This window comes from Lysobacter sp. K5869, from assembly GCF_018847975.1.
In the GTDB taxonomy this organism is placed as follows: domain Bacteria; phylum Pseudomonadota; class Gammaproteobacteria; order Xanthomonadales; family Xanthomonadaceae; genus Lysobacter.
Map to the genome: position 1 here is coordinate 3048945 of NZ_CP072597.1, position 19277 is coordinate 3068221.

19 protein-coding genes are annotated in these 19277 nt (G+C 69.4%); 12 read left to right on the forward strand and 7 right to left on the reverse strand.

Annotated elements, in window-relative coordinates; genetic code table 11:
* Positions 1–3: 3 nt before the first annotated feature.
* From J5226_RS13230 to J5226_RS13245, 4 genes are all read right to left on the reverse strand, one after another.
* The gene (locus J5226_RS13230; protein ID WP_215834975.1) at positions 4–858 is read right to left on the reverse strand and encodes a phosphatidate cytidylyltransferase; all 855 of its coding nucleotides are present in this window, start codon (positions 856–858) and stop codon (positions 4–6) included.
* Positions 855–1622 (reverse strand): polyprenyl diphosphate synthase, encoded by a 768-nt coding sequence (gene uppS, locus J5226_RS13235; RefSeq protein ID WP_215834976.1) that lies wholly within the window; start codon positions 1620–1622, stop codon positions 855–857. The genes J5226_RS13230 and uppS overlap by 4 nt, the downstream gene beginning before the upstream one ends.
* A 149-nt stretch (positions 1623–1771) precedes the next feature.
* The gene (frr, locus tag J5226_RS13240) at positions 1772–2329 is read right to left on the reverse strand and encodes a ribosome recycling factor (protein WP_215834977.1); all 558 of its coding nucleotides are present in this window, start codon (positions 2327–2329) and stop codon (positions 1772–1774) included.
* 408 nt (positions 2330–2737) lie between these two features.
* A complete protein-coding gene (locus J5226_RS13245) occupies positions 2738–3955 on the reverse strand; it encodes a cation diffusion facilitator family transporter (RefSeq protein WP_215834978.1) in 1218 nt (405 codons plus the stop codon).
* 204 nt (positions 3956–4159) lie between these two features.
* Between J5226_RS13245 and J5226_RS13250 the strand changes: the two genes are divergently transcribed.
* Positions 4160–4546: a BlaI/MecI/CopY family transcriptional regulator gene (locus J5226_RS13250; protein ID WP_215834979.1), complete on the forward strand. Its 387-nt coding sequence runs from the start codon at positions 4160–4162 to the stop codon at positions 4544–4546.
* 1 nt (position 4547) lies between these two features.
* On the forward strand, positions 4548–6782 hold the full coding sequence (locus tag J5226_RS13255; RefSeq protein ID WP_215834980.1) for a M56 family metallopeptidase: 2235 nt from the start codon (positions 4548–4550) through the stop codon (positions 6780–6782).
* 225 nt (positions 6783–7007) lie between these two features.
* On the opposite strand, the gene pyrH is transcribed toward J5226_RS13255, so the two are convergent.
* Positions 7008–7733: a UMP kinase gene (gene pyrH, locus J5226_RS13260; RefSeq protein ID WP_215834981.1), complete on the reverse strand. Its 726-nt coding sequence runs from the start codon at positions 7731–7733 to the stop codon at positions 7008–7010.
* A gap of 229 nt (positions 7734–7962) precedes the next feature.
* On the opposite strand from pyrH, the gene J5226_RS13265 reads away from it, so the two are divergent.
* The 3 genes from J5226_RS13265 to J5226_RS13275 are packed head-to-tail and all read left to right on the forward strand — an operon-like array spanning position 7963 to position 9529.
* The gene (locus J5226_RS13265; RefSeq protein WP_215834982.1) at positions 7963–8655 is read left to right on the forward strand and encodes an AIM24 family protein; all 693 of its coding nucleotides are present in this window, start codon (positions 7963–7965) and stop codon (positions 8653–8655) included.
* 51 nt (positions 8656–8706) lie between these two features.
* The gene (locus J5226_RS13270; RefSeq protein WP_215834983.1) at positions 8707–9108 is read left to right on the forward strand and encodes a hypothetical protein; all 402 of its coding nucleotides are present in this window, start codon (positions 8707–8709) and stop codon (positions 9106–9108) included.
* A gap of 19 nt (positions 9109–9127) precedes the next feature.
* Positions 9128–9529, forward strand: coding sequence for a hypothetical protein (locus J5226_RS13275; RefSeq protein ID WP_215834984.1), 402 nt, complete (start codon positions 9128–9130; stop codon positions 9527–9529).
* A gap of 144 nt (positions 9530–9673) precedes the next feature.
* On the opposite strand, the gene tsf is transcribed toward J5226_RS13275, so the two are convergent.
* Together tsf and rpsB are read right to left on the reverse strand one after the other, a co-directional pair.
* Positions 9674–10555, reverse strand: a complete 882-nt coding sequence (gene tsf / locus J5226_RS13280; RefSeq protein WP_215834985.1) for a translation elongation factor Ts — start codon at positions 10553–10555, stop codon at positions 9674–9676.
* 278 nt (positions 10556–10833) lie between these two features.
* Entirely contained in the window at positions 10834–11673 is an 840-nt protein-coding gene (rpsB, locus tag J5226_RS13285; RefSeq protein WP_215834986.1) for a 30S ribosomal protein S2, read from the reverse strand.
* Between the two features lie 502 nt (positions 11674–12175).
* Here rpsB and map point away from each other — a divergent pair.
* The 7 genes from map to dapE all read left to right on the forward strand — a co-directional run bounded on the left by map (position 12176) and on the right by dapE (position 19167).
* Complete coding sequence (gene map / locus J5226_RS13290) at positions 12176–12952, forward strand: type I methionyl aminopeptidase (protein WP_215840419.1); 777 nt, start codon at positions 12176–12178, stop codon at positions 12950–12952.
* Positions 12949–15621, forward strand: coding sequence for a [protein-PII] uridylyltransferase (gene glnD, locus J5226_RS13295; RefSeq protein WP_215834987.1), 2673 nt, complete (start codon positions 12949–12951; stop codon positions 15619–15621). The genes map and glnD overlap by 4 nt, the downstream gene beginning before the upstream one ends.
* Complete coding sequence (gene dapD / locus J5226_RS13300) at positions 15618–16544, forward strand: 2,3,4,5-tetrahydropyridine-2,6-dicarboxylate N-succinyltransferase (RefSeq protein WP_215834988.1); 927 nt, start codon at positions 15618–15620, stop codon at positions 16542–16544. Before glnD ends, dapD begins: the two co-directional genes overlap by 4 nt.
* 5 nt (positions 16545–16549) lie before the next feature.
* On the forward strand, positions 16550–17011 hold the full coding sequence (locus tag J5226_RS13305; RefSeq protein ID WP_215834989.1) for a hypothetical protein: 462 nt from the start codon (positions 16550–16552) through the stop codon (positions 17009–17011).
* A gap of 172 nt (positions 17012–17183) precedes the next feature.
* Complete coding sequence (locus J5226_RS13310) at positions 17184–17666, forward strand: hypothetical protein (protein WP_215834990.1); 483 nt, start codon at positions 17184–17186, stop codon at positions 17664–17666.
* Entirely contained in the window at positions 17663–18022 is a 360-nt protein-coding gene (locus J5226_RS13315) for an arsenate reductase (protein ID WP_215834991.1), read from the forward strand. Before J5226_RS13310 ends, J5226_RS13315 begins: the two co-directional genes overlap by 4 nt.
* Positions 18019–19167 (forward strand): succinyl-diaminopimelate desuccinylase, encoded by a 1149-nt coding sequence (gene dapE / locus J5226_RS13320; protein WP_255322786.1) that lies wholly within the window; start codon positions 18019–18021, stop codon positions 19165–19167. Before J5226_RS13315 ends, dapE begins: the two co-directional genes overlap by 4 nt.
* Positions 19168–19277 lie beyond the last annotated feature (110 nt).

The following is a 19277-nucleotide window of genomic DNA, read 5'->3' on the forward strand; positions in this document are numbered from 1 at the left end:
GGCTCAGAACCCGAAGATGGCCTTGCCCAGGGCGAACGCGGGCAGCGCCGCGAGCACGCCGTCGACGCGGTCGAGGATGCCGCCGTGGCCCGGAATCAGGTGCCCGGAGTCTTTGACCCCGGCATGGCGCTTGAGCAAGCTCTCGAACAGGTCGCCGACCACCGAGAACAGCACCGCGACCAGCGCCACCAGCGCCACCCACGGCAGTTGCGCGGTGGTCGCGCCGGCCAGCAGCGCGAAGCCGACGCCGGCGGCGATGCCGGCGACGGCGCCGCCGATCAGGCCTTCGACGGTCTTGTTCGGGCTGACCCGCGGGGCCAGCTTGAGCATGCCGAACTTGCGCCCGGCGAAATACGCGCCCGAATCGGCCGCCCAGACCACGGCCAGCGCGGTCAGCAGCCACCAATGGCCGTTGGGGCCGTCGGCGTGGATCCAGGTCAGCGCGCACCACGCCGGAATCACGCTCAGCGCGGCCGCGGCCAGCTTGAACATGCGCGCGTAGGTGCGGTGGTCGCTGGCGAAATTGAAGCGCTGCAGCCACAGCAGGGCCAGCAGCCACCAGATCACCCCGACCAGGGACGCGATCTTGAACAGCACCATCGACGGCGGCTGGGCCGGATCGCCGGCGCCGCCGCCGCGCGAGGCCCACACGATCGCCACCATCAGCGCCATGTGCACCACCAGCAGCACGGTGCGCGAGAGGGTGTCCTCGATCTCGGCCAGATCGAACCACTCCCACAGCCCGGCCAGGAACACGACCGCGGCCGCCGCGATCAACCACGGGGTCGGCAACAGCAAGATCGCGGCGATCGCCACGGGCGCCATGACCAGCGCGGCGAGCAGGCGGGTTTTGGTCATTCAACGGTCTCGTTGGTCTGGGCCGCGATCTGCGCCCCGGTCAGGCCGAAGCGGCGCTCGCGCCCGCCGAATTCGTCCAGCGCGCGCTGCAGCATGGCCGCGTCGAGCTCCGGCCACAGCGCTTCGGTGAACCACAGTTCGGTGTAGGCCAGCTGCCACAGCAGGAAGTTGCTGATGCGGGTGTCGCCGCCGGTGCGGATGAACAGGTCCGGCGGCGGCAGGTCGGCCAGGCACATGCGCGCGGCCAGCAGGTTCTCGTCGATGGCTTCGGCGGCCAGCCGGCCGGCGGCCACGTCCTGGGCCAGCGAACGCGCGGCCTGGGCGATGTCCCAGCGGCCGCCGTAGCTGGCGGCGATGGTCAGGTGCAGGACGGTGTTGGCCTGGGTCTGACGCTCGGCCGCGGCCATGCGTTGGCGGATCTTGTCGGAGAAGCGGTCGCGCTCGCCGATGAAGCGCACGCGCACGCCGCGCCGGTGCAGTTCCTCGACCTCGCGCTCCAGCGCGTTGAGGAACAGCTTCATCAAGCCACCGACCTCGTCCTCGGGCCGGCCCCAGTTTTCGCTGGAGAAGGCGAACAGGGTCAGCGCCTCGACGCCGCGCTCGATGCAGAAATCGATGCACACGTTGACCGCGCGCGCGCCGGCGCGGTGGCCGATGATGCGCGGCCGGCGCCGGCGCTCGGCCCAGCGGCCGTTGCCGTCCATGATGACGGCGAGGTGGCGCGGGATGCGTGCGGGCGCGGCGGTGGCGGGCTCGGAAGGCATGGCGCCGATGATGGGAACCTCAGGCGGGAAGGGCGGGGAACGGAGCGGACGCGCGCCGCGGCGCGGGCGTCGCGGCGGATCGGCGGCGGACCCGGGGACTGGACCCGCGCATCGCGCGGAAGTTCAGTCGCGGGCCGCCGCGCGCGGCGTCAGACCGCCATCAATTCCTGTTCCTTGGCCTTGACCACGCCGTCGACGTCCTTGATCGCGTTGTCGGTGATCTTCTGGATGTCGCCTTCGAAGCCGCGCAGCTCGTCCTCGGTGACCTTCTTGTCCTTGAGCAGTTCCTTGGCCTGATGGTTGGCGTCGCGGCGGATGTTGCGCACCGCCACCTTGGCGTTCTCGCTCTCGCTGTGCACGACCTTGGTCAGCTCCTTGCGGCGCTCTTCGGTCAGCGCGGGCAGGTTGATGCGGATGACCGTGCCGGCGGTGTTCGGGGTCAGGCCCAGGTCGGAGGCGAGGATCGCCTTCTCGACCGCGCCGACGATCTGCTTTTCCCACGGGGTGATGGTCAGGGTGCGCGCATCGCTGACCTGGACGCTGGCGACCTGATTCAACGGCATGTCCGAACCGTGGTAGTTGACCTTGAGATGGTCCACCAGCGCGGTGGAGGCGCGGCCGGTGCGGACCTTGGTCAGATCGTGGCGGAAGGCTTCCACGCTCTTGGCCATGCGGTTCTGTGCGTCTTTCTTGATGTCGTTGAGCATCGCCGGCTCCGGTCCTTTCGTAACGGTAACTGCAAGGGTAATCGCGGGATTATATGGGCTCGGGCGGGTTTTGCGGACCTCATCGGGCCGGAGCGGGGGCGCGCGGGCGCTCGTCGGGGCCGGTTCGCGGGCTCGCGCGGCGGGAGAAAACCGGCGTATCGGAGCGGTTTTCGAGGCGCGTTCGGACTGGGGTTTTGTGCGGTTTCCGCTCTCGGCGGCCGCGAACGGCGACGCCCGCGACGGCGCCGCAGGCGGATCGGGACGCGTCGGCGATCACGTTTTGGCGCGCGCGCCGGCGAGGCGGGCGTTCAGTCGCGGCCGGGCCGCGGTTCGCGCCGGGAGTTCGCGCTGCGTTGCAGCATCGATGCTCAGCGGCAGCGGCAGCGGCAGCGGCAGCCGCTCAGCCGCTCAGCCGCGCGGGTCGTGGCTGTGCTGGCGCGGGTGGTCGTGGCGTTCGCGCTCGCGTTCGCGCGCGTCGGCGGCGCGCGTGGCGTCGTCGTGGTCGTCGTCGTGGCCGTGGCCGGCATGAGCGTGACCGCCGCAGGCGTGGCCGTGGTCGTGCGCGGAGTGATCGTGCCCAGCATGATCGTGCGCATGGCCGGCATGCTCGCCGTGATCGTGGCCGGCGTGCCCGTGCCCCTCATGATCGCCGTGCCCATGCCCATGCCCATGCCCATGCCCGTGATGCGCATGCGCGCCGCGCCCGTGCGGCGCGCGGTCGTGGCGGTCGTGCTCGCACGCGCCGCCGTGCTCGACCTGCAAGGTCGGATGATTGATGCCGAAGCGTTGGTCGAGCTCGCGGTTGAGCCGGTCGATGAAGACGTCGTGGTCGCGGTCGTCCGGGCGCACGATGTGCGCGGTCATCGCGATCTCGCCCGCGCCCAGCGACCAGATGTGCACGTGATGCACGGTCAGTACGCCGGGCTGCGAGCGCAGCAGCGTTTCCACCTCGTTGCGGTCGATGTTCGAGGGCACCGCGTCCATCGCCGCGTTGAAGCTCTCGCGCAGCAGGCCGAACGCGCCGACCGCGACCACCGCGCCGATCAGCAGGGCGATCGCCGGATCCAGCCATTCCCAGCCGGTCAGCCACATGCCCGCGCCGGCCAGCACCGCCGCCAGCGACACCGCGGCGTCGGCCATCAGATGCAAGAACGCGCCGCGGCGGTTGAGGTCGTGCTCGTGCCCGTCGCGCACCAGCCACGCCGCGCCGAGATTGACCGCGATGCCGAGCGCGGCGACCACGATCACCGGCAGCGCCGGAATCGCCGGCGGCGCGTCGAAGCGGCGGATCGCCTCCCACGCCAGCGCGCCGGAGAAACCCACCAGCAGCAGCGCGTTGGCCAGCGGCGACAACAGCGTCGCGCGGCGCCAGCCGTAGGTGTGGCGTTCGGTCGGCAAGCGCCGCGCCAGCACCGCCGCGCCCCAGGCCAGGCCCAGGCCGACCACGTCGCCGAGGTTGTGCAGCGCGTCGGACAGCAGCGCCAGCGAGTTGGTCCAGAAACCGTAGCCGGCTTCCAGCGCGGTGTAGGCCAGATTGATCAGGGTCACCGCGGCGAACGCGCGGGTGCCGCTTTCGAGGCCGTGATGGTGGCCGTGGCCGCCGTGGGAATGGCTGTGCGAGTGCATGGACGAATGCTGTCACGGCCGCCGCCGCGAACACTATTACAGCCCGCGCGCGGCCGCGGTTAAACCATGGCGGGCTTCGGCGAATCCCACTCCTTACGGCCGCGGGCGGGGCCGGGCGGTCCGCCCGGCCCATGACTTCAGTCACGTTGACGACAGCTGTAGTCAACGGCACATTGACTACAACTGTAGCTACGAGGGATCGGGATGGCGCGCAAGTCGATCGGCGACCAGGAACTGGCGCTGCTGAACCACATCTCCGAACGCGGCGACGCTTCGGTCGGCGAGGTCGCGGCCGAGTTCGGCGAGGCGCGCGGGCTGGCCCGCTCGACCGTGCTGACGATGATGGAGCGGCTGCGCGCCAAGGCTTACCTGCGCCGGCGCAAGGTCGCCGGCGTGTACCGCTACGCCACCCAGACCCCGGCCGACGACGTGATGCGCAGCGCGGTCGGCAGCTTCGTCGCCAACACCCTGCAAGGCTCGCTGTCGCCGTTCGTGGCGTGGATGTCGCAACGCGCGCAGGTCAGCGATCAGGAACTGGCCGAACTCGAAAGCCTGGTCGCCGATCTGCAAGCGCGGCGCAAGGAGGACTGACATGAACCTGGATTGGATCGGCGAAACCGTGTTGCCGCGCTTGCTCGCGGCCGGCCTGCAGTCCGTGTTCCTGGTCGCGGCGATCTGGCTGCTGGTGCGCTGGCTGCGCCCTAGCGCGGCGGTGCGCTGTTGGCTGTGGTGGTGCGCCTCGATGCAGTTGCTGCTCGGCATGTTGTGGCCGGCGCCGCTGGAATTGCGGCTGCTGCCGGCGCAGTGGCTGGATGCGGCCGAAGCCGCGGCCGCGCCGGCGGCGCCGCAACTGTCGCCGTCGGCGCAGTTGCCGTTCCTGGTGACCCGCGATCTGGCCGCGCGCGCCGATCTGGCCGCCACGCCGTCCGCCGCGGCGCCGGGCCCCGAGTGGCTGTCGTGGCCGGCGCTGTTCGCCGCGCTGTGGCTGGCCGGCGTGATCGTGCTGGCGGCGATCGGCGCGCGCGCTTATCTGGGCATGCGCCGCCGCGTCGCCGCCGCGCGCGACTGCGAGCATGCGCCGGCGTTGGACGCTTACCGCAGCCTCGGCGCCAGCCTCGGCCTGCGCCGCCTGCCGCCGCTGCGCGTCTCGGCGCAGATCGATTCGCCGCAACTGGTCGGCCCGCCGGCGACCGTGCTGCTGCCGCAGCGGCAACTCGCCGAGCTGAGCGACGACGAACTGGCGATGGCTTTGCATCACGAACTCACCCACCTGCGTCGTCGCGACCTGTGGTGGGGCTGGGCGCCGGCGCTGGCCCGGCACCTGTTCTTCTTCCATCCGCTCGCTCATCTGATCGCGCGCGAGTATTCGATCGCCCGCGAACAAGCCTGCGACGCGGCCGTGCTCGACAGCCGCCGCTACGCCGCCCACGACTACGGCCGGCTGCTGCTGCGCCTGGGCGTGGCGCCGCGCGCGGCGGCCGCCCTGGCCGGCGCGTCGCCCACCTACACCGTGCTCAAACGGAGACTGACCATGCTGCAAAACTCGACTTCCCCCGCGCGCCTGGGCGGCGTCGCCCTGGCCGTCGCCGTGGCCGTGCTGGGACTGGTGCCGTACAAGGTCACCGCCGCGGCCGAAGAGGCGACGCTGGGCGTCGCCGTGGCCAGCGTCGCGGCCAGCGGCAGCGCCCGCACGCGGACGCACACGCAGTCCAACGTCACCATCCACCACCGCAAGACCGCCTCCGGCGAGCAACGCATCACCGAGATCAACGACGGCGGCGATCCCAAGGTGTGGGCGATCAAGGACGGCCAGTACTTCCGCGTGTACGACGACGGCCGCTACGAACCGGTGCGCGACGCGGCGACCCGCACGCATTTGGACGGTCTGCAGCGCGACGCGGCGCAGGCGGAGGTCGACGCCGGCAAGGCCGAAATCGAAGCCGCCAAGGCCATGCGCGAGGCCGACCGGGCGATGCGCGAAGCCGCCGACTCGTCCCGCGAGGCGCAAGAAGAAGCGCGCCAGGCCCGCATCGAGGCGGCGCGCGCGCGCGCCGAGGCCGAACGCGATCACGCCCAGGCGATGCGCGATGCCGAGCAAGCGCGCCGCGACGCCGACGAGGCCGTGCGCGAAGCCGGGCAGGCGCGCGCGCAGGCCCTGCGCGAAGGCGAACAGGCGCGGCGCAACGGCGAGCAGGCGCGCCGCGACGGCGAACAGGCCAAGCGCGAAGCCCAGCGGGCGCGCGAACAGGCTTTGCGCGACGGCGAACAGGCCAAGCGCAACGGCGAGCAAGCCAGGCGCAACGGCGAGCAAGTGCGCCGCGACGCGGAACTGGCGCGGCGCAACGGCGAGCAGGCCCGGCGCAATGCGCTCGAAGCCCAGCGCGGCGGCGAACAAGCGCGCCGCGATGCGGAACAGGCCCGCCGCAACGGCGAACAAGCCCGGCGCGACGCCGAGCAGGCGCAGCGCAACGCCGATCAGGCGAGCCGCGACGCGCGCGAACAAGCCGCGCGCGACGCCCAGCGCGCGCGCCACGCCATCGTCGTCGCTCAGGTTCAGCGCGACGTCCGCTCGAGCATGGCCGACAGCGCATCGCTGCGCGCCACCATGGACAGGGCGATGCGCGCGACGCGAGAGGTCGAGGTGAAGGTCAAGGTCGATCCGAATATCGACATCCACACGGCGGTGGCCATCGGCCGCGCCCAGGCCGATGCGCACGCCCACCAAGCGGCCGCGCGCGACAGCCAGCAGATCGCCCGGGAGGCGCTGCGCGCGACCCAGCAGGCGCAGCGCGAGGCGCAGCGCGAACTCGCCGACGCAGGCAGCTGAGCCGGGCCGGACGCGCGAAGCGGGCCGACCGGTCTGCGCCCGGCGCGTTCATCGATCGAACCTGTCGACGGCCGCCTGTCCGCCTAGGCCGGCGACCTCCACCCCAACCGATGCTGTGCAGCACCCCTGGCCGAACGCGCCCCCGCATAAGGCAACGGCCCCGGTCGCAGCGCGCCCGAGGCCGTCTCTTTATCCGAATGCCGCGGCGCTCGCGCCGCGCCGGCCTCAGTGGCTGCGGCCCTGCACCAAAGTGCCGATGTTCTCGCCGCGCAGGATGCTCAACAGCACGCCCGGCTGGCCCATGTCGAAGATGCGCAGCGGCAGTTCGCTATCGCGCGCCAGGGCGAAGGCGGCGGTGTCCATCACCTGCAGATCGCGGGTGATCACCTCGTCGTAGCTGAGCTTGTCGAAGCGCACCGCGTCGCTGTGCTTCTTCGGATCCTTGTCGTACACGCCGTCGACCTTGGTCGCCTTGAGCAGCAGGTCGGCGCCGATCTCGATCGCGCGCAGCGCGGCGCCCGAGTCGGTGGTGAAGAACGGGCTGCCGACGCCGGCGGCGAAGATCGCGATGCGGCCCTTTTCCAGATGGCGGATGGCGCGGCGGCGGATGTAGTCCTCGCACACGTCGTTGATCTTGATCGCGCTCATCACCCGCACCTTGGCGCCGAGCTTTTCCAGCGAATCCTGCATCGCCAGCGCGTTGATGACCGTGGCCAGCATGCCCATCTGGTCGCCGGTGACCCGGTCCATGCCGCCGGCCGCGAGGCCCGCGCCGCGGAAGATGTTGCCGCCGCCGATCACCAGCGCCACTTCGGCGCCGGCTTGTTGCACTTCGATGACCTCGCGCGCGAGCCGGCCGATGACCTTGGGGTCGATGCCGTAATCCTCGTCCCCCATCAACGCCTCGCCGGAAAGTTTCAACAGGACACGGCGATAGGCGAGCTGGGACATGAGCGATCTCGGGGGAGGCGGAAAACGGGCGGAATTGTAGCTCAAGCCCGGCGCCCGCGGCGTGCGGGAATGGGCCGCCGGCAGCGGTTCGCGGCCGCGGCGGCCGGCGCGTGCGGGCGTCGTTCAGCCCGTTGCCCAGCCTGTATGATCGCCGCCGCAGGTCCATCCAGGAACCGCCGCGGCCGGCGCCGCCCCCGGCGCGCCGCGCACTACCCAAGGAGTTGGCTACGTGACGATCAAGAACCTCAACGAATTCCTCGAAAGCTCCAAGCAGAAGGATCTGAGCCCGGAGACGTTCGAGTTGGAAAGCCCGTACATGCTCGAGGTCAAGCTCGACGGCCGGGTCTGGGCCAAGGCCGGTTCGATGGTCGCCTACCGCGGCGGCGTCAAGTTCGTGCGCCAGGGGCTGATGGAGCAGGGCCTGACCAGCCTGCTGAAGAAGGCGATCAGCGGCGAAGGCACCCAGCTGATGAAGATGGAAGGACAGGGCCGCGTCTACATCGCCGACGCCGGCAAGAAGATCACCCTGCTGCGCCTGAACGGCGAGTCGATCTTCGTCAACGGCAACGACGTGCTGGCCTTCCAGGACGGCATCCAGTCCGACATCAAGATGATGCGCAAAGTCGCCGGGATGATGTCGGGCGGCCTGTTCAACGTGAAGCTCAGCGGCGCCGGCGTGGTCGCGATCACTTCGCATTACGAGCCGCTGACCCTGGCGGTGACCCCGGACCAGCCGGTCTTCACCGATCCCAACGCCACCGTCGCCTGGTCGGGCGGCCTGAGCCCGGACATCGTCACCGACATCTCGCTGGGCACGCTGTTCGGCCGCGGCTCGGGCGAGAGCATCCAGCTCAAGTTCGCCGGCACCGGCTGGGTGGTGGTGCAGCCGTACGAAGAGGTCTATTTCCAGCACACCGCCTGATCGCGGGAAACCGCGGGCGAGGATGGATTCGACGCGAAAAGGAGTTCTGCGATGAAGTTCGTTGCGATGGTGGTGTGCGGCGCGTTGTTGCCGGCGGCGTTGGCGGGAGCCGCGCCGCCGCGCGCGGTGCCGGTGGAAGTCGGCGGCAGCGAGGAATGGGACGCCTGCGGCTCGATGGGGCAGGTGCGCGGGCTCAAGGCCGACGGCGACGGTTTCCTGGCCGTGCGCGCCGGGCCCGGCGCCGACTATCCGATGCTCGATAAGCTCGGCAACGGGCGCTCGGTCTATCTGTGCGGAAGCCGGGGGCGCTGGACGGCGGTGGTCTATGTGGACGCCGGCGCGGACGCCAGCGTGTGCGGCGTGAGCTCGGCCATCGCCAAGGCGCGCGTGTATCGCGGGCCGTGCAAATCCGGCTGGGTCAACACGGCCTGGATCGAAGTGGTCGCCGGCTGAGGCGTCGAAGGAGACTGCGATGAAATCGAGCAAGGCTGCGCTGCTTGCGCTGGCGTTGACGCTGTCGGTGAACTCGACGCTGGCCGCGCCGCCGCACGCGGTGCCGGTCGAGGTCGGCGGCGACGCGATCCTCGACGCCTGCGGCTCGCTGGGCCGCGTGCACGGCCTCAAGGTCGGCGGCGACGGCTTCCTGGCCGTGCGCGACGGCCCGGGTTCGGCGTATGCGATGACCGACAAGCTCAGCGAAAACCGCGAGGTGCTGATGTGCGACCAGCGCGGCGAGTGGATCGCGGTGGTCTACAGCGATTCGAGCCTGGGCCGCTGCGGCGCGACGTCGCCGATCGCCAAGCGGCAGCCGTATCGCGGCCCGTGCAAGTCGGGCTGGGTGCACGGGAAGTGGATCGAGCTGATGGCGGGCTAAGTCGGGCGCGTGCCGCCGGAAACGAGCGGAGAGCAACGAGCGGCGCTCCGGCTTTTTCCCGTTACTCGCGCCGCGCGTTTGCGCAAAGAAAAAGGCCGCGGAATCCGCGGCCTTTTTCGTCTAGCCCGAAGCGGGCAGGGCGGCTTACGCCAGACCCGCCTGCTTCATGACTTCGGCGGCGAAGTCGTCGGTCTGCTTCTCGATGCCTTCGCCCACGACCAGACGGGTCATGCTGACGACGTCGGCGCCGGCGGCCTTGACCGCCTGCTCGACGGTCTGGTCCGAGTTCAGCACGTACGGCTGGCCGTACAGGGTGACCTCGTTGACGATCTTGGCGATCTTGCCGCTGATGATCTTCTCCAGGATGTCGGCCGGCTTGGCCTTGTCCTTCTCCGACATCTTGGCCAGCTCGATTTCCTTTTCCTTGGCCACGAACTCGGCCGGAACGTCGGAGGCCTTGATGTGCGGCGGGTTCATCGCCGCGACGTGCATCGCGATGCCGCGCGCCAGTTCGGCGTCGCCGCCCTTGAGTTCGATCAGCACGCCGATCTTGCCGCCGTGCACGTAGGCCGCGACGTTGTTGGCGCTGTCCAGACGGACCAGGCGGCGCACCTGCAGGTTCTCGCCGACCTTGGCGATGACCGCGGCGCGGGTTTCCTCGACGGTTTCGCCGGTCGGCAGCTTGGCGGCCTTCAGGGCTTCCGCGTCGGCGGCGCCGGAGGTCAGGGCGACCTGGGCGACGGCGTCGGTGAAGGCCAGGAAGTTGCTGTCCTTGGCGACGAAGTCGGTTTCCGAGTTGATCTCGACCAGCACGGCCTTGCCGCCGTCCTGGGCGACCGCGATGCGGCCTTCGGCGGCGACGCGGTCGGCCTTCTTCTCGGCCTTGACGGCGCCGGACTTGCGCAGCCACTCGACGGCGGCTTCCAGGTCGCCGTTGGTTTCGGTCAGGGCCTTCTTGCACTCCATCATGCCGGCGCCGGTGCGCTCGCGGAGTTCCTTGACCAGGGAAGCGGTGATTTCAGCCATGAGATTACCTCGGGTATTCGTGTGGCTCGTCGTAGGAGCGGCGTAAGCCGCGAGGCAAGCGAAGAGGTGTGGTGCCACGAAATCGGCCGGAGCGATGATGTCCGGCCAGCCTTTCGCCTCGGGTCGCGCGCGGCCGGGGCCCGATACGGGCCGATCAGCGTCGAATGCGCGCGGAGCTTCGTTTGTCGCGGCTTACGCCGCTCCTACGGGAGCGGATGCGGGTGTCGCAGCCGCGCAGTGTCGCGCGGCTGCATGACGGTGCGGCGACTGCGGGCCGATTACTCGGCCGCAGCGGCGTCCGGCTTGGCGGCGGCCGGAGCGGCCGGCTTCTTGTTGGCCGGAGCGCGGCCGCGCGGAGCCTTGCGGTCGTCCTTGCCGGCTTCGTCGCCGGCGTCGGCGGCGGCGAACTCTTCCTCGCGCACGCCGGCGCTCGGCGCGGCGGCCTTGCCTTCCAGCACGGCGTCGGCGGCGGCGCGGGCGTACAGCTGCACGGCGCGGATGGCGTCGTCGTTGCCCGGGATGGCGTAGTCGACCAGTTCCGGGTTGTAGTTGGTGTCGACCACGGCGATGACCGGGATGCCGAGCTTCTTGGCTTCCTTGATCGCGATGTCTTCATGACCGATGTCGATCACGAACAGCGCGTCGGGCAGACGGTTCATGTCCTTGATGCCGCCCAGCGAGGCTTCCAGCTTGTCGCGCTCGCGGCGCAGGCCCAGCACTTCGTGCTTGACCATCTTCTGGAAGGTGCCGTCGGTTTCGCCGGCTTCCAGTTCCTTCAAGCGCGAGACCGACTGCTTGACGGTGCGGAAGTTGGTCAGGGTGCCGCCCAGCCAGCGCTGGGTCATGAACGGCATGCCGCAACGCTCGGCCTCTTCCTTGATCGACTCGCGCGCCGAGCGCTTGGTGCCGATGAACAGGATGGTGCCGCGCTTCTGGGCGATGCCCGAGATGAAGTTCATCGCGTCGTTGAACAGCGGAACGGTCTTCTCGAGGTTGATGATGTGGATCTTGCCGCGCGCGCCGAAGATGTACGGACCCATCTTGGGGTTCCAGTAACGGGTCTGGTGGCCGAAGTGGACGCCGGCTTCCAGCATCTGACGCATGGTGATCTGGGGCATTGCAAAACTCCGAAGGCAGTGGAACCGGCGCCCGGATAGGTGAGGGCGCTGCGCCGCGGCGAGCCGCGGTCGCGAGGTTCCGGGGTTGGGCCTCCCTGTCGCTTCCGTGTCCGAACCGCTGCGGGGCGGAGCTTGCGGCTCCGAACCTTGGGCGGCACCCCGGCACGGGGGATGGCGGCAGGTGTGAATTCGCCGGTGACGTCCGGCGTGGACGGCTGAGATCGGGGCTCGGGAATGAGCGGTCCGGTCGCAGAGCCGCGGAATTGTAGCCGCGGTGGGGGCTTAGGGCAACTTTGCCGCTGGGCGGGCTCGCTTGGAGCGCCTAGGAGGGCTTGCGGGTCGATGATTTCGGCCCAATCGCGGCGATATCTGGGGCGAAACGGCAGCCGACGCGCCCTCATGGTCTCCGGCAAGCCTGAGATCGCTTCAATCCCCCGTCCCGGCACGCTGTGGACCGTACGGTGCGGTGATCCCGATCGCCTGAATGAGCGATAATGCCGCCATGGCCATTTCCATCAAGACCCCCGAAGAGATCGAGAAGATGCGCGTCGCCGGCCGCTTGGCCGCCGAAGTGCTCCAGGTCGTCGCCCCTTACGTCAAGCCGGGCGTCAGCACCGGCGAGCTGGACCGCATCTGCTACGACCATATCGTCAACGTGCAGAAAGCGATCCCGGCCAACGTCGGCTACAAGGGATTCCCCAAGACCGTGTGCACCTCGGTCAACAACGTCATCTGCCACGGCATTCCCAGCGACGGCAAGATCCTCAAGGACGGCGACATCGTCAATATCGACGTCACCGTCATCAAGGACGGCTGGCACGGCGACACCAGCCGCATGTATTACGCCGGCACGCCCTCGGTGATGGCCAAGCGTCTGGTCGAGGTGACCCGCGAGGCGATGTTCCGCGCGATCCGCTTCGTCAAGCCCGGCGCGACGCTCGGCGACATCGGCCACATCATCCAGACCTACGCCGAAGCCGAGCGCTTCAGCGTGGTGCGCGATTACTGCGGCCACGGCATCGGCCGCGTCTACCACGAAGAACCGCAGGTGCTGCACGTGGGCCGGGCGGGCGAGGGCATCAAGCTGGTGCCCGGCATGACCTTCACCATCGAACCGATGATCAACGAAGGCACCTACCGGCATAAGACCCTGCCGGACGGTTGGACCGTGGTGACCAAGGACCGCAAGCTGTCGGCGCAGTGGGAGCACACCGTCGCGGTGACCGAGGACGGCGTCGAAATCCTGACCCGCGTGCCCGGCGACGACAACGACCTATGACCGGCCCCGTCGCCGACGAACGCTCGGCGACGCCCGTGGCGGCGGCCGACGCCGCCGCTGCCGCGCCCGGCAGTCCCGCCGCGATCCGCGCCGCGCTGGCGACGGTCGACGCGGCCTTGGCCGATCGCTTCGACAACGGCGGCGACGCCGACATCGACAAACTGCTGCGCGCGCGCGCCGACGCGGTCGACGCGCAAGTGCGCGCGGCGTGGCGGGCCTGCATCGCCGCCGATGCGCTGCTGTCGCTGTTCGCGGTCGGCGGTTACGGCCGCGGCGAACTGTTCCCGCAATCGGACATCGATCTGCTGGTGCTGGCCGAGCCCGAGGCACAGGCCGCGCAGGCCGAACAGCTCGGCCGTTTCTTCGCCACCTTGTGGGACGCCGGCTTGCCGGTCGGCCACGCGGTGCGTTCGGCCGCGCAATGCACCGAAGCCGGCAGCGACCTGACCGTGCTCACCGCGATGCTGGAAGCGCGCCCGATCGCCGCCGACGCGGTCGCGCGCATGGCCCTGCAAGCGGCGATCGCGCCGGCGCAGGTGTGGCCGGCGCGCGACTTCTTCGTCGCCAAGCGCGACGAACTGCGCCAGCGCCATTCGCGTTACGGCGACACCGCCGACAACCTCGAGCCCAACCTCAAGGAAGGCCCGGGCGGCATGCGCGACGTGCAGAGCCTGCACTGGATGGCGCTGCGCATCATCGGCACGTCCGATCTGGAATCGCTGGTATCCATCGGCCAACTTGGCGCCGACGAATGGGCCACGCTGGAACGCGAGCGCCGTGCGCTGTCGCGGCTGCGCTTCGGCCTGCATCTGGTCGCGCGCAAGCGCGAGGAACGGCTGCGCTTCGATTACCAGAAAGTGCTGGCCGAGCGCCTGGGCCACGTCGACAGCGCCGATAATCTCGCCGTCGAACAGATGATGCAGGGCTTCTATCGCAGCGCCGCGCTGGTGCAGCGCATCGGCGAGCGCCTGCTGCAGCGGTTCGAGGAGCAGATCGAAGGCGAGGCCGCGCCGGTGCCGCTGGGCGCGCCGTATGAAGCCTTCGAACTGCGCCGCGACTACATCGCCGCGCGCGACGCGCACTGGCCGAACGACGCGTCCGAGGTGTTCGCGCTGTTCGCGGCCTGGGCCGCGCACGACGAAATCCGCGGCCTGCATTCGCGCACCGCGCGCGCGCTGGCCGAAGCGCTGACCCAGGTGCCGAGCTTCGAGCAGGCCGAGCCGGCGTTGCGCGAACGGTTCCTGAAAATCCTGCGCGGCCCGCATCCGGTGCACGCGCTCGAACGCATGGCCCGCCTGGGCGTGCTGGGGCGCTGGATTCCGGCGTTCTCGAAAGTCTCCGGGCGCATGCAGTTCGACCTGTTCCACGTTTACACCGTGGACCAGCACACCCTGGCGGTGCTGCGCAATCTGGCGCGCTTCGCCTCCGGCGTGGCGGACGAGCGCTTCAGCATCGCGCACGAAGTCTGGCCGCGTTTGCGCAAGCCCGAATTGCTGCTGCTGGCCGGCCTGTTCCACGACATCGCCAAGGGCCGCGGCGGCGATCATTCCGAACTCGGCGGCGACGATGCGCGCGCGTTCGGCGTCGCCATCGGGCTGAGCGAATCCGACACCGCGCTGGTCGAGTGGCTGGTGCGCCAACATCTGTTGATGTCGGTGACCGCGCAGAAGCAGGACATCGCCGATCCCGAGGTGATCCACCGCTTCGCCAGCAAGGTCGCCGACCGCGAACACCTGGATCATCTGTACCTGCTGACCTGCGCCGATATTTCCGGCACCTCGCCCAAGCTGTGGAACGCGTGGAAGGACCGGCTGCTGGCCGATCTCTACACCGCCACCCGGTTGGCGCTGCGCCGCGGGCTGGAGCATCCGGTCGCGGGCGCCGAGCGCGCGGCCGAGACGCGCGAGGCCGCGCACGCGATGCTGGCCGCGTTCGGCGCGCGCGACGAGGACATCGCCGCGCTGTTCGCGCGCATGCCCGACATCGCGTTCCAGCGCGGACGGCCCGATCAGATCGCGTGGCAGGCGGCGTCCTTGCGCGGCGTCGCGCTCGGCGACACTCGGGTGCGCGCGCGGCCGGTCAGCGCGCACGGCGGCGCCCATGCCGGCGCGCTGGAAGTGTTCGTGCATTCGCCCGACCGCGACGGCTTGTTCGCGGCGATCGTCGCCACGCTCGACCGGCTCGGTCTGGCGATCCAGCAAGCGCGCGTGCTCGACGGCCCGCACAACGCGATCTTCGACACCTTCGAAGTGGTGCCGACCGATCCGCGCCAGCCGCCCAGCGCCGAGGACGTCGAGCGCCGGCTCGCGGCGGCGCTGGCCGGGCCGCTGGAGAAGATCCGTCCGGCGCGGCGCGCGCAGCCGCGCCATCTGCGCCACTTCCGCATCGCGCCGCAGATCGAATTTTCCGTCTACGACAAGCACGACCAGGCCAAGCCGCGCACCATGCTGAGCTTGGTCTGCACCGACCGTCCGGGCTTGCTCGCCGATGTGGCGCAGACGCTGCGCCGGCAGAAGCTGCGCGTGTACGACGCGCGCATCGCCACCTTCGGCGAGCGCGCCGAGGACGTGTTCCAGATCACCGACGAGCGCGATCTCGCGCTCGATGCAACGCAACAGCAGGCCCTGCGCGACGCGCTGCTGGCCTGCCTCGAAGGAGAAAGCCGATGAGTTCGTCCCCCAAGAAGCCCGCCGCGAAGAAGACGGTCAAGAAGACAACCAAGAAGGCCGTCAAGGCGGTGAAGAAGCCCGAGGCGCCGGGCGCCGACGAACTCAAGTTCATGATCGACAGCGCCTTCGAGCGCCGCACCATGCTGACCCCGGACGAAGTCGAAGGCTCGACCCGTCCGACCGTGGAGCGGGTGATCTCGGGCCTGGAGCAGGGCGAATTCCGCGTCGCCGAGCCGGACGGCAAGGGCGGCTGGAAGGTCAACGAGTGGCTCAAGAAGGCGGTGCTGCTGTACTTCCGGGTCAACGACATGCAGGTGGTCGAGGCCGATCCGGCGCCGTTCTGGGACAAGGTCCCGGCGCGCTTCGAAGGTTTTGGGGAATCCGATTTCCGCAAGCTCGGCGCGCGCGTCGTGCCCGGCGCGATCGCCCGCCGCGGCGCGTACATCGGCAAGGACGTGGTGCTGATGCCCTCGTTCGTCAACATCGGCGCGCACGTCGGCGAAGGCACCATGGTCGACACCTGGGCCACGGTCGGTTCCTGCGCGCAGGTCGGCAAGCACTGCCATCTTTCCGGCGGCGCCGGCATCGGCGGCGTGCTCGAGCCGCTGCAAGCCTCGCCGACCATCATCGAAGACCATTGCTTCATCGGCGCGCGCTCGGAAGTGGTCGAAGGCTTCGTCGTCGGCCACCACAGCGTGATCGGCATGGGCGTGTTCCTGGGTCAGAGCACCCGCGTCTACAACCGCGCCACCGGCGAGATCAGCTACGGCTACGTGCCGCCGTACAGCGTGGTGGTGTCGGGGCAGCTGCCGGCCAAGGACGGATCGCATTCGCTGTATTGCGCGGTGATCGTCAAGCAGGTGGATGCGAAGACGATGTCGAAGACCAGCATCAATGAGTTGTTGCGCGGGTTGGCGGACTGACGGCTATGGCGCTGGCGCGTGGCGTCATTTCTTCGCGGTGGACGCCTGTGTGGAAGTGGGGCGGCGTGCCGCCGCTGATCGTCTTCGTGGGAAGTCTGAGCGCATACGGTTGGCCGCCGGGAGTGGACTCGGTCGAAACTCGCGCGCTGATGGTCTGCGCTTGCGCGCTGCTTCTGGTGTTGGTGTTCATGAGTACCTGGAACGCCGCCGACGAAGTAGTGGACGCCGGCGATCGCTTGAAGGTGCGCTTGCGCGGAGTCGAGGCCATTGTGCTGTTGGCGGACATCGAGCAGGTATCCATCCGGAACTGGAGCAATCCGGACCGGATCGTGCTGAAGCTGCGCAAGCCGGGCTGGCTGGGCGATCGGATCATGTTCATCCCGCGCGGCAATTTCTGGCTGAGCCGCTTCGGCGGCAACGGCGTCTATCTCGATTTGCGCGAGCGCATCGGGCGAGGGCGCTCATGAGTTGCGCCAGCGTGCGGGGCGGCGAGAGCGCCTCGCGCGCACGGTGAGCCGATCTGCGGGATTATGTTCGGCGTTTACGCGGGCGCTCTCCTTTCGGCCGATCTGGGCGCGCGGATCGCCCGCCGGGTGCGTTCGCGCTGATGCGCGTTTTCCCCAACTATCCGAGTCGATCATGACCACGGGCATGCGCCGAATTTCTTCGTCGATGACTTACTTCTCCAAGACGATCTTCCCGATCTTCTGGTTCGGCATCGTCGGGGTGATGTTGTTTTCCTCCTTGGCGCAACGGCCGTTCGTGTGGCAGCCGTTGATCGCGGCCGCGGCGATGATCTTGTTCGGATTGGTCATCCTCCGCTTATACGTTTGGGACTTGGCCGACGAAGTGTTCGACGGCGGCGACAAACTCGTCGTCCACAAGGGCGGACTTCAGCAGACGGTGATGTTGCGCGATGTCGTGAAGGTCCGCGTCACCCGCAACTCGAATCCGACCCGCCTGACCTTGGTCTTGCGCGCTCCGGGGAAACTCGGCGACAAGATCGTTTTTTCTCCCCCGATATCCGATTCGAGCTGGATTCCCTTCGCCCGCCACCCGCTGGCCAAGGAGCTCGAAGACCGGATCGCTCTGCTCAAGCAAGAATCGACGAGGCCGTCATGACCACGCTGTACGGATTGAACAACTGCGACACCTGCAAGAAAGCCCGCAAGTGGCTCGACCGCTTCGGCGTCGCCCATGCGTTCGTGGACTACCGCGACCACCGCCAATCGCCGGAAACGCTGATCGAGTGGAAGGACCAGCTCGGCGGCTGGGAGGCCTTGATCAACAAGTCCTCGACCACCTGGCGCACGCTGCCGCCGAACCGCAAGGAGCCGGCCTCGGACGCGGAGTGGAAGCTGTTGCTGAAGGAATATCCGCAACTGATCCGCCGGCCGGTGGTGGTCACCGACGACGGCAAGGTGACGCAAGGCTTCAGCGACAACGGCTTCAAGCAGCGCTTCGGGATCGGCTCGTGAGCGCGCCCGGCGCGCCGAGCGCGGTGCTGGCACTGGCCTGCGAGCTGATCGCGCGGCCGTCGGTGACGCCGGCCGATCTGGGCTGCCAGGAACTGATCGCGCAGCGGTTGGAACAAGCGGGTTTCGCCTGCGAGCGCTTGCGCTACGGCGAGGTCGACAATCTGTGGGCGACGCACGGCGACGGCGACGGGCCGACCCTGGTGCTGCTCGGCCATACCGACGTGGTGCCGTCCGGCCCGGTGGAGAGCTGGGCCAGCGATCCGTTCGCGCCGCAGATCCGCGACGGCGTGCTGTACGGCCGCGGCGCGGCCGACATGAAAGGCAGCGTGGCCGCGTTCGTGGTCGCGCTGGAGCGCTTCGCGGCGGCGCATCCGCGCCATCGCGGCCGGGTCGCGCTGCTGCTGACCTCGGACGAGGAGGGCGACGCCATCGACGGCGTGCGCCGCGTCGCCGACACCTTCCGCGCGCGCGGCGAACGCATCGATTGGTGCGTGACCGGCGAGCCCTCGTCCACGCGCACGCTCGGCGATCTGCTGCGCGTGGGGCGGCGCGGCACCTTGTCGGCGACGCTCAAGGTGATCGGCGTGCAAGGCCACGTGGCGTATCCGGAAAAAGCGCGCAACCCGATCCATCAGGCGATGCCGGCGCTGTCGGAGTTGGCGGCGCGGCGCTGGGACGACGGTTACGAGACTTTCCCGCCGACTTCGCTGCAGATCAGCAACATCCACGCCGGCACCGGCGCCAACAACGTGATTCCGGGCGAGCTGCAGGTGCTGTTCAACCTGCGCTACAACCCGAGCTGGAACGCCGAGCGGCTGGAGCGCGAATGCGAAGCGGTGCTGCGCGCGCATGGCCTGCAGTACGAGCTGACCTGGTTCCGCGGCGGCGAGCCGTTCTACACGCCGGAAGGTCCGCTGCGCGCGGCCGCGCGCGAGGTGCTGGCGGGTTTCGCCGGCGCGGCGCCGGAAGAGAGCACCGGCGGCGGCACTTCGGACGCGCGCTTCATCGCGCCGCTGGGGGCGCAGTGCATCGAGATCGGGCCGGTGAACGCGAGCATCCACAAGGTGGACGAGAACGTGTCGGTGGCGGAGTTGGAGGCGCTGCCGGATCTGTATCTGGCGTTGATCGAGCGCCTCATGGCCTGAGCGCAGCAGCGGCCGCCCCTTGTAGGAGCGGCGCGAGCCGCGACCGCGACATCGCAGCTACGTCGCAACTGTCGTCGTCGTTGCGTTCCCGCAGTCGCGGCTTGCGCCGC

Bases quoted from the DNA above. Each gene is read 5' to 3' on its own strand.
- J5226_RS13245 (WP_215834978.1), bottom strand. From the start codon at position 3,955: ATGCACTCGCACAGCCATTCCCACGGCGGCCACGGCCACCATCACGGC.
- J5226_RS13255 (WP_215834980.1), top strand. From the start codon at position 4,548: ATGAACCTGGATTGGATCGGCGAAACCGTGTTGCCGCGCTTGCTCGCG.
- rpsB (WP_215834986.1), bottom strand. From the start codon at position 11,673: ATGCCCCAGATCACCATGCGTCAGATGCTGGAAGCCGGCGTCCACTTC.
- uppS (WP_215834976.1), bottom strand. From the start codon at position 1,622: ATGCCTTCCGAGCCCGCCACCGCCGCGCCCGCACGCATCCCGCGCCAC.
- J5226_RS13250 (WP_215834979.1), top strand. From the start codon at position 4,160: ATGGCGCGCAAGTCGATCGGCGACCAGGAACTGGCGCTGCTGAACCAC.
- J5226_RS13310 (WP_215834990.1), top strand. From the start codon at position 17,184: ATGACCACGGGCATGCGCCGAATTTCTTCGTCGATGACTTACTTCTCC.
- dapD (WP_215834988.1), top strand. From the start codon at position 15,618: ATGAGTTCGTCCCCCAAGAAGCCCGCCGCGAAGAAGACGGTCAAGAAG.
- frr (WP_215834977.1), bottom strand. From the start codon at position 2,329: ATGCTCAACGACATCAAGAAAGACGCACAGAACCGCATGGCCAAGAGC.
- tsf (WP_215834985.1), bottom strand. From the start codon at position 10,555: ATGGCTGAAATCACCGCTTCCCTGGTCAAGGAACTCCGCGAGCGCACC.
- map (WP_215840419.1), top strand. From the start codon at position 12,176: ATGGCCATTTCCATCAAGACCCCCGAAGAGATCGAGAAGATGCGCGTC.
- J5226_RS13270 (WP_215834983.1), top strand. From the start codon at position 8,707: ATGAAGTTCGTTGCGATGGTGGTGTGCGGCGCGTTGTTGCCGGCGGCG.
- pyrH (WP_215834981.1), bottom strand. From the start codon at position 7,733: ATGTCCCAGCTCGCCTATCGCCGTGTCCTGTTGAAACTTTCCGGCGAG.
- glnD (WP_215834987.1), top strand. From the start codon at position 12,949: ATGACCGGCCCCGTCGCCGACGAACGCTCGGCGACGCCCGTGGCGGCG.
- J5226_RS13275 (WP_215834984.1), top strand. From the start codon at position 9,128: ATGAAATCGAGCAAGGCTGCGCTGCTTGCGCTGGCGTTGACGCTGTCG.
- J5226_RS13305 (WP_215834989.1), top strand. From the start codon at position 16,550: ATGGCGCTGGCGCGTGGCGTCATTTCTTCGCGGTGGACGCCTGTGTGG.
- J5226_RS13230 (WP_215834975.1), bottom strand. From the start codon at position 858: ATGACCAAAACCCGCCTGCTCGCCGCGCTGGTCATGGCGCCCGTGGCG.
- J5226_RS13315 (WP_215834991.1), top strand. From the start codon at position 17,663: ATGACCACGCTGTACGGATTGAACAACTGCGACACCTGCAAGAAAGCC.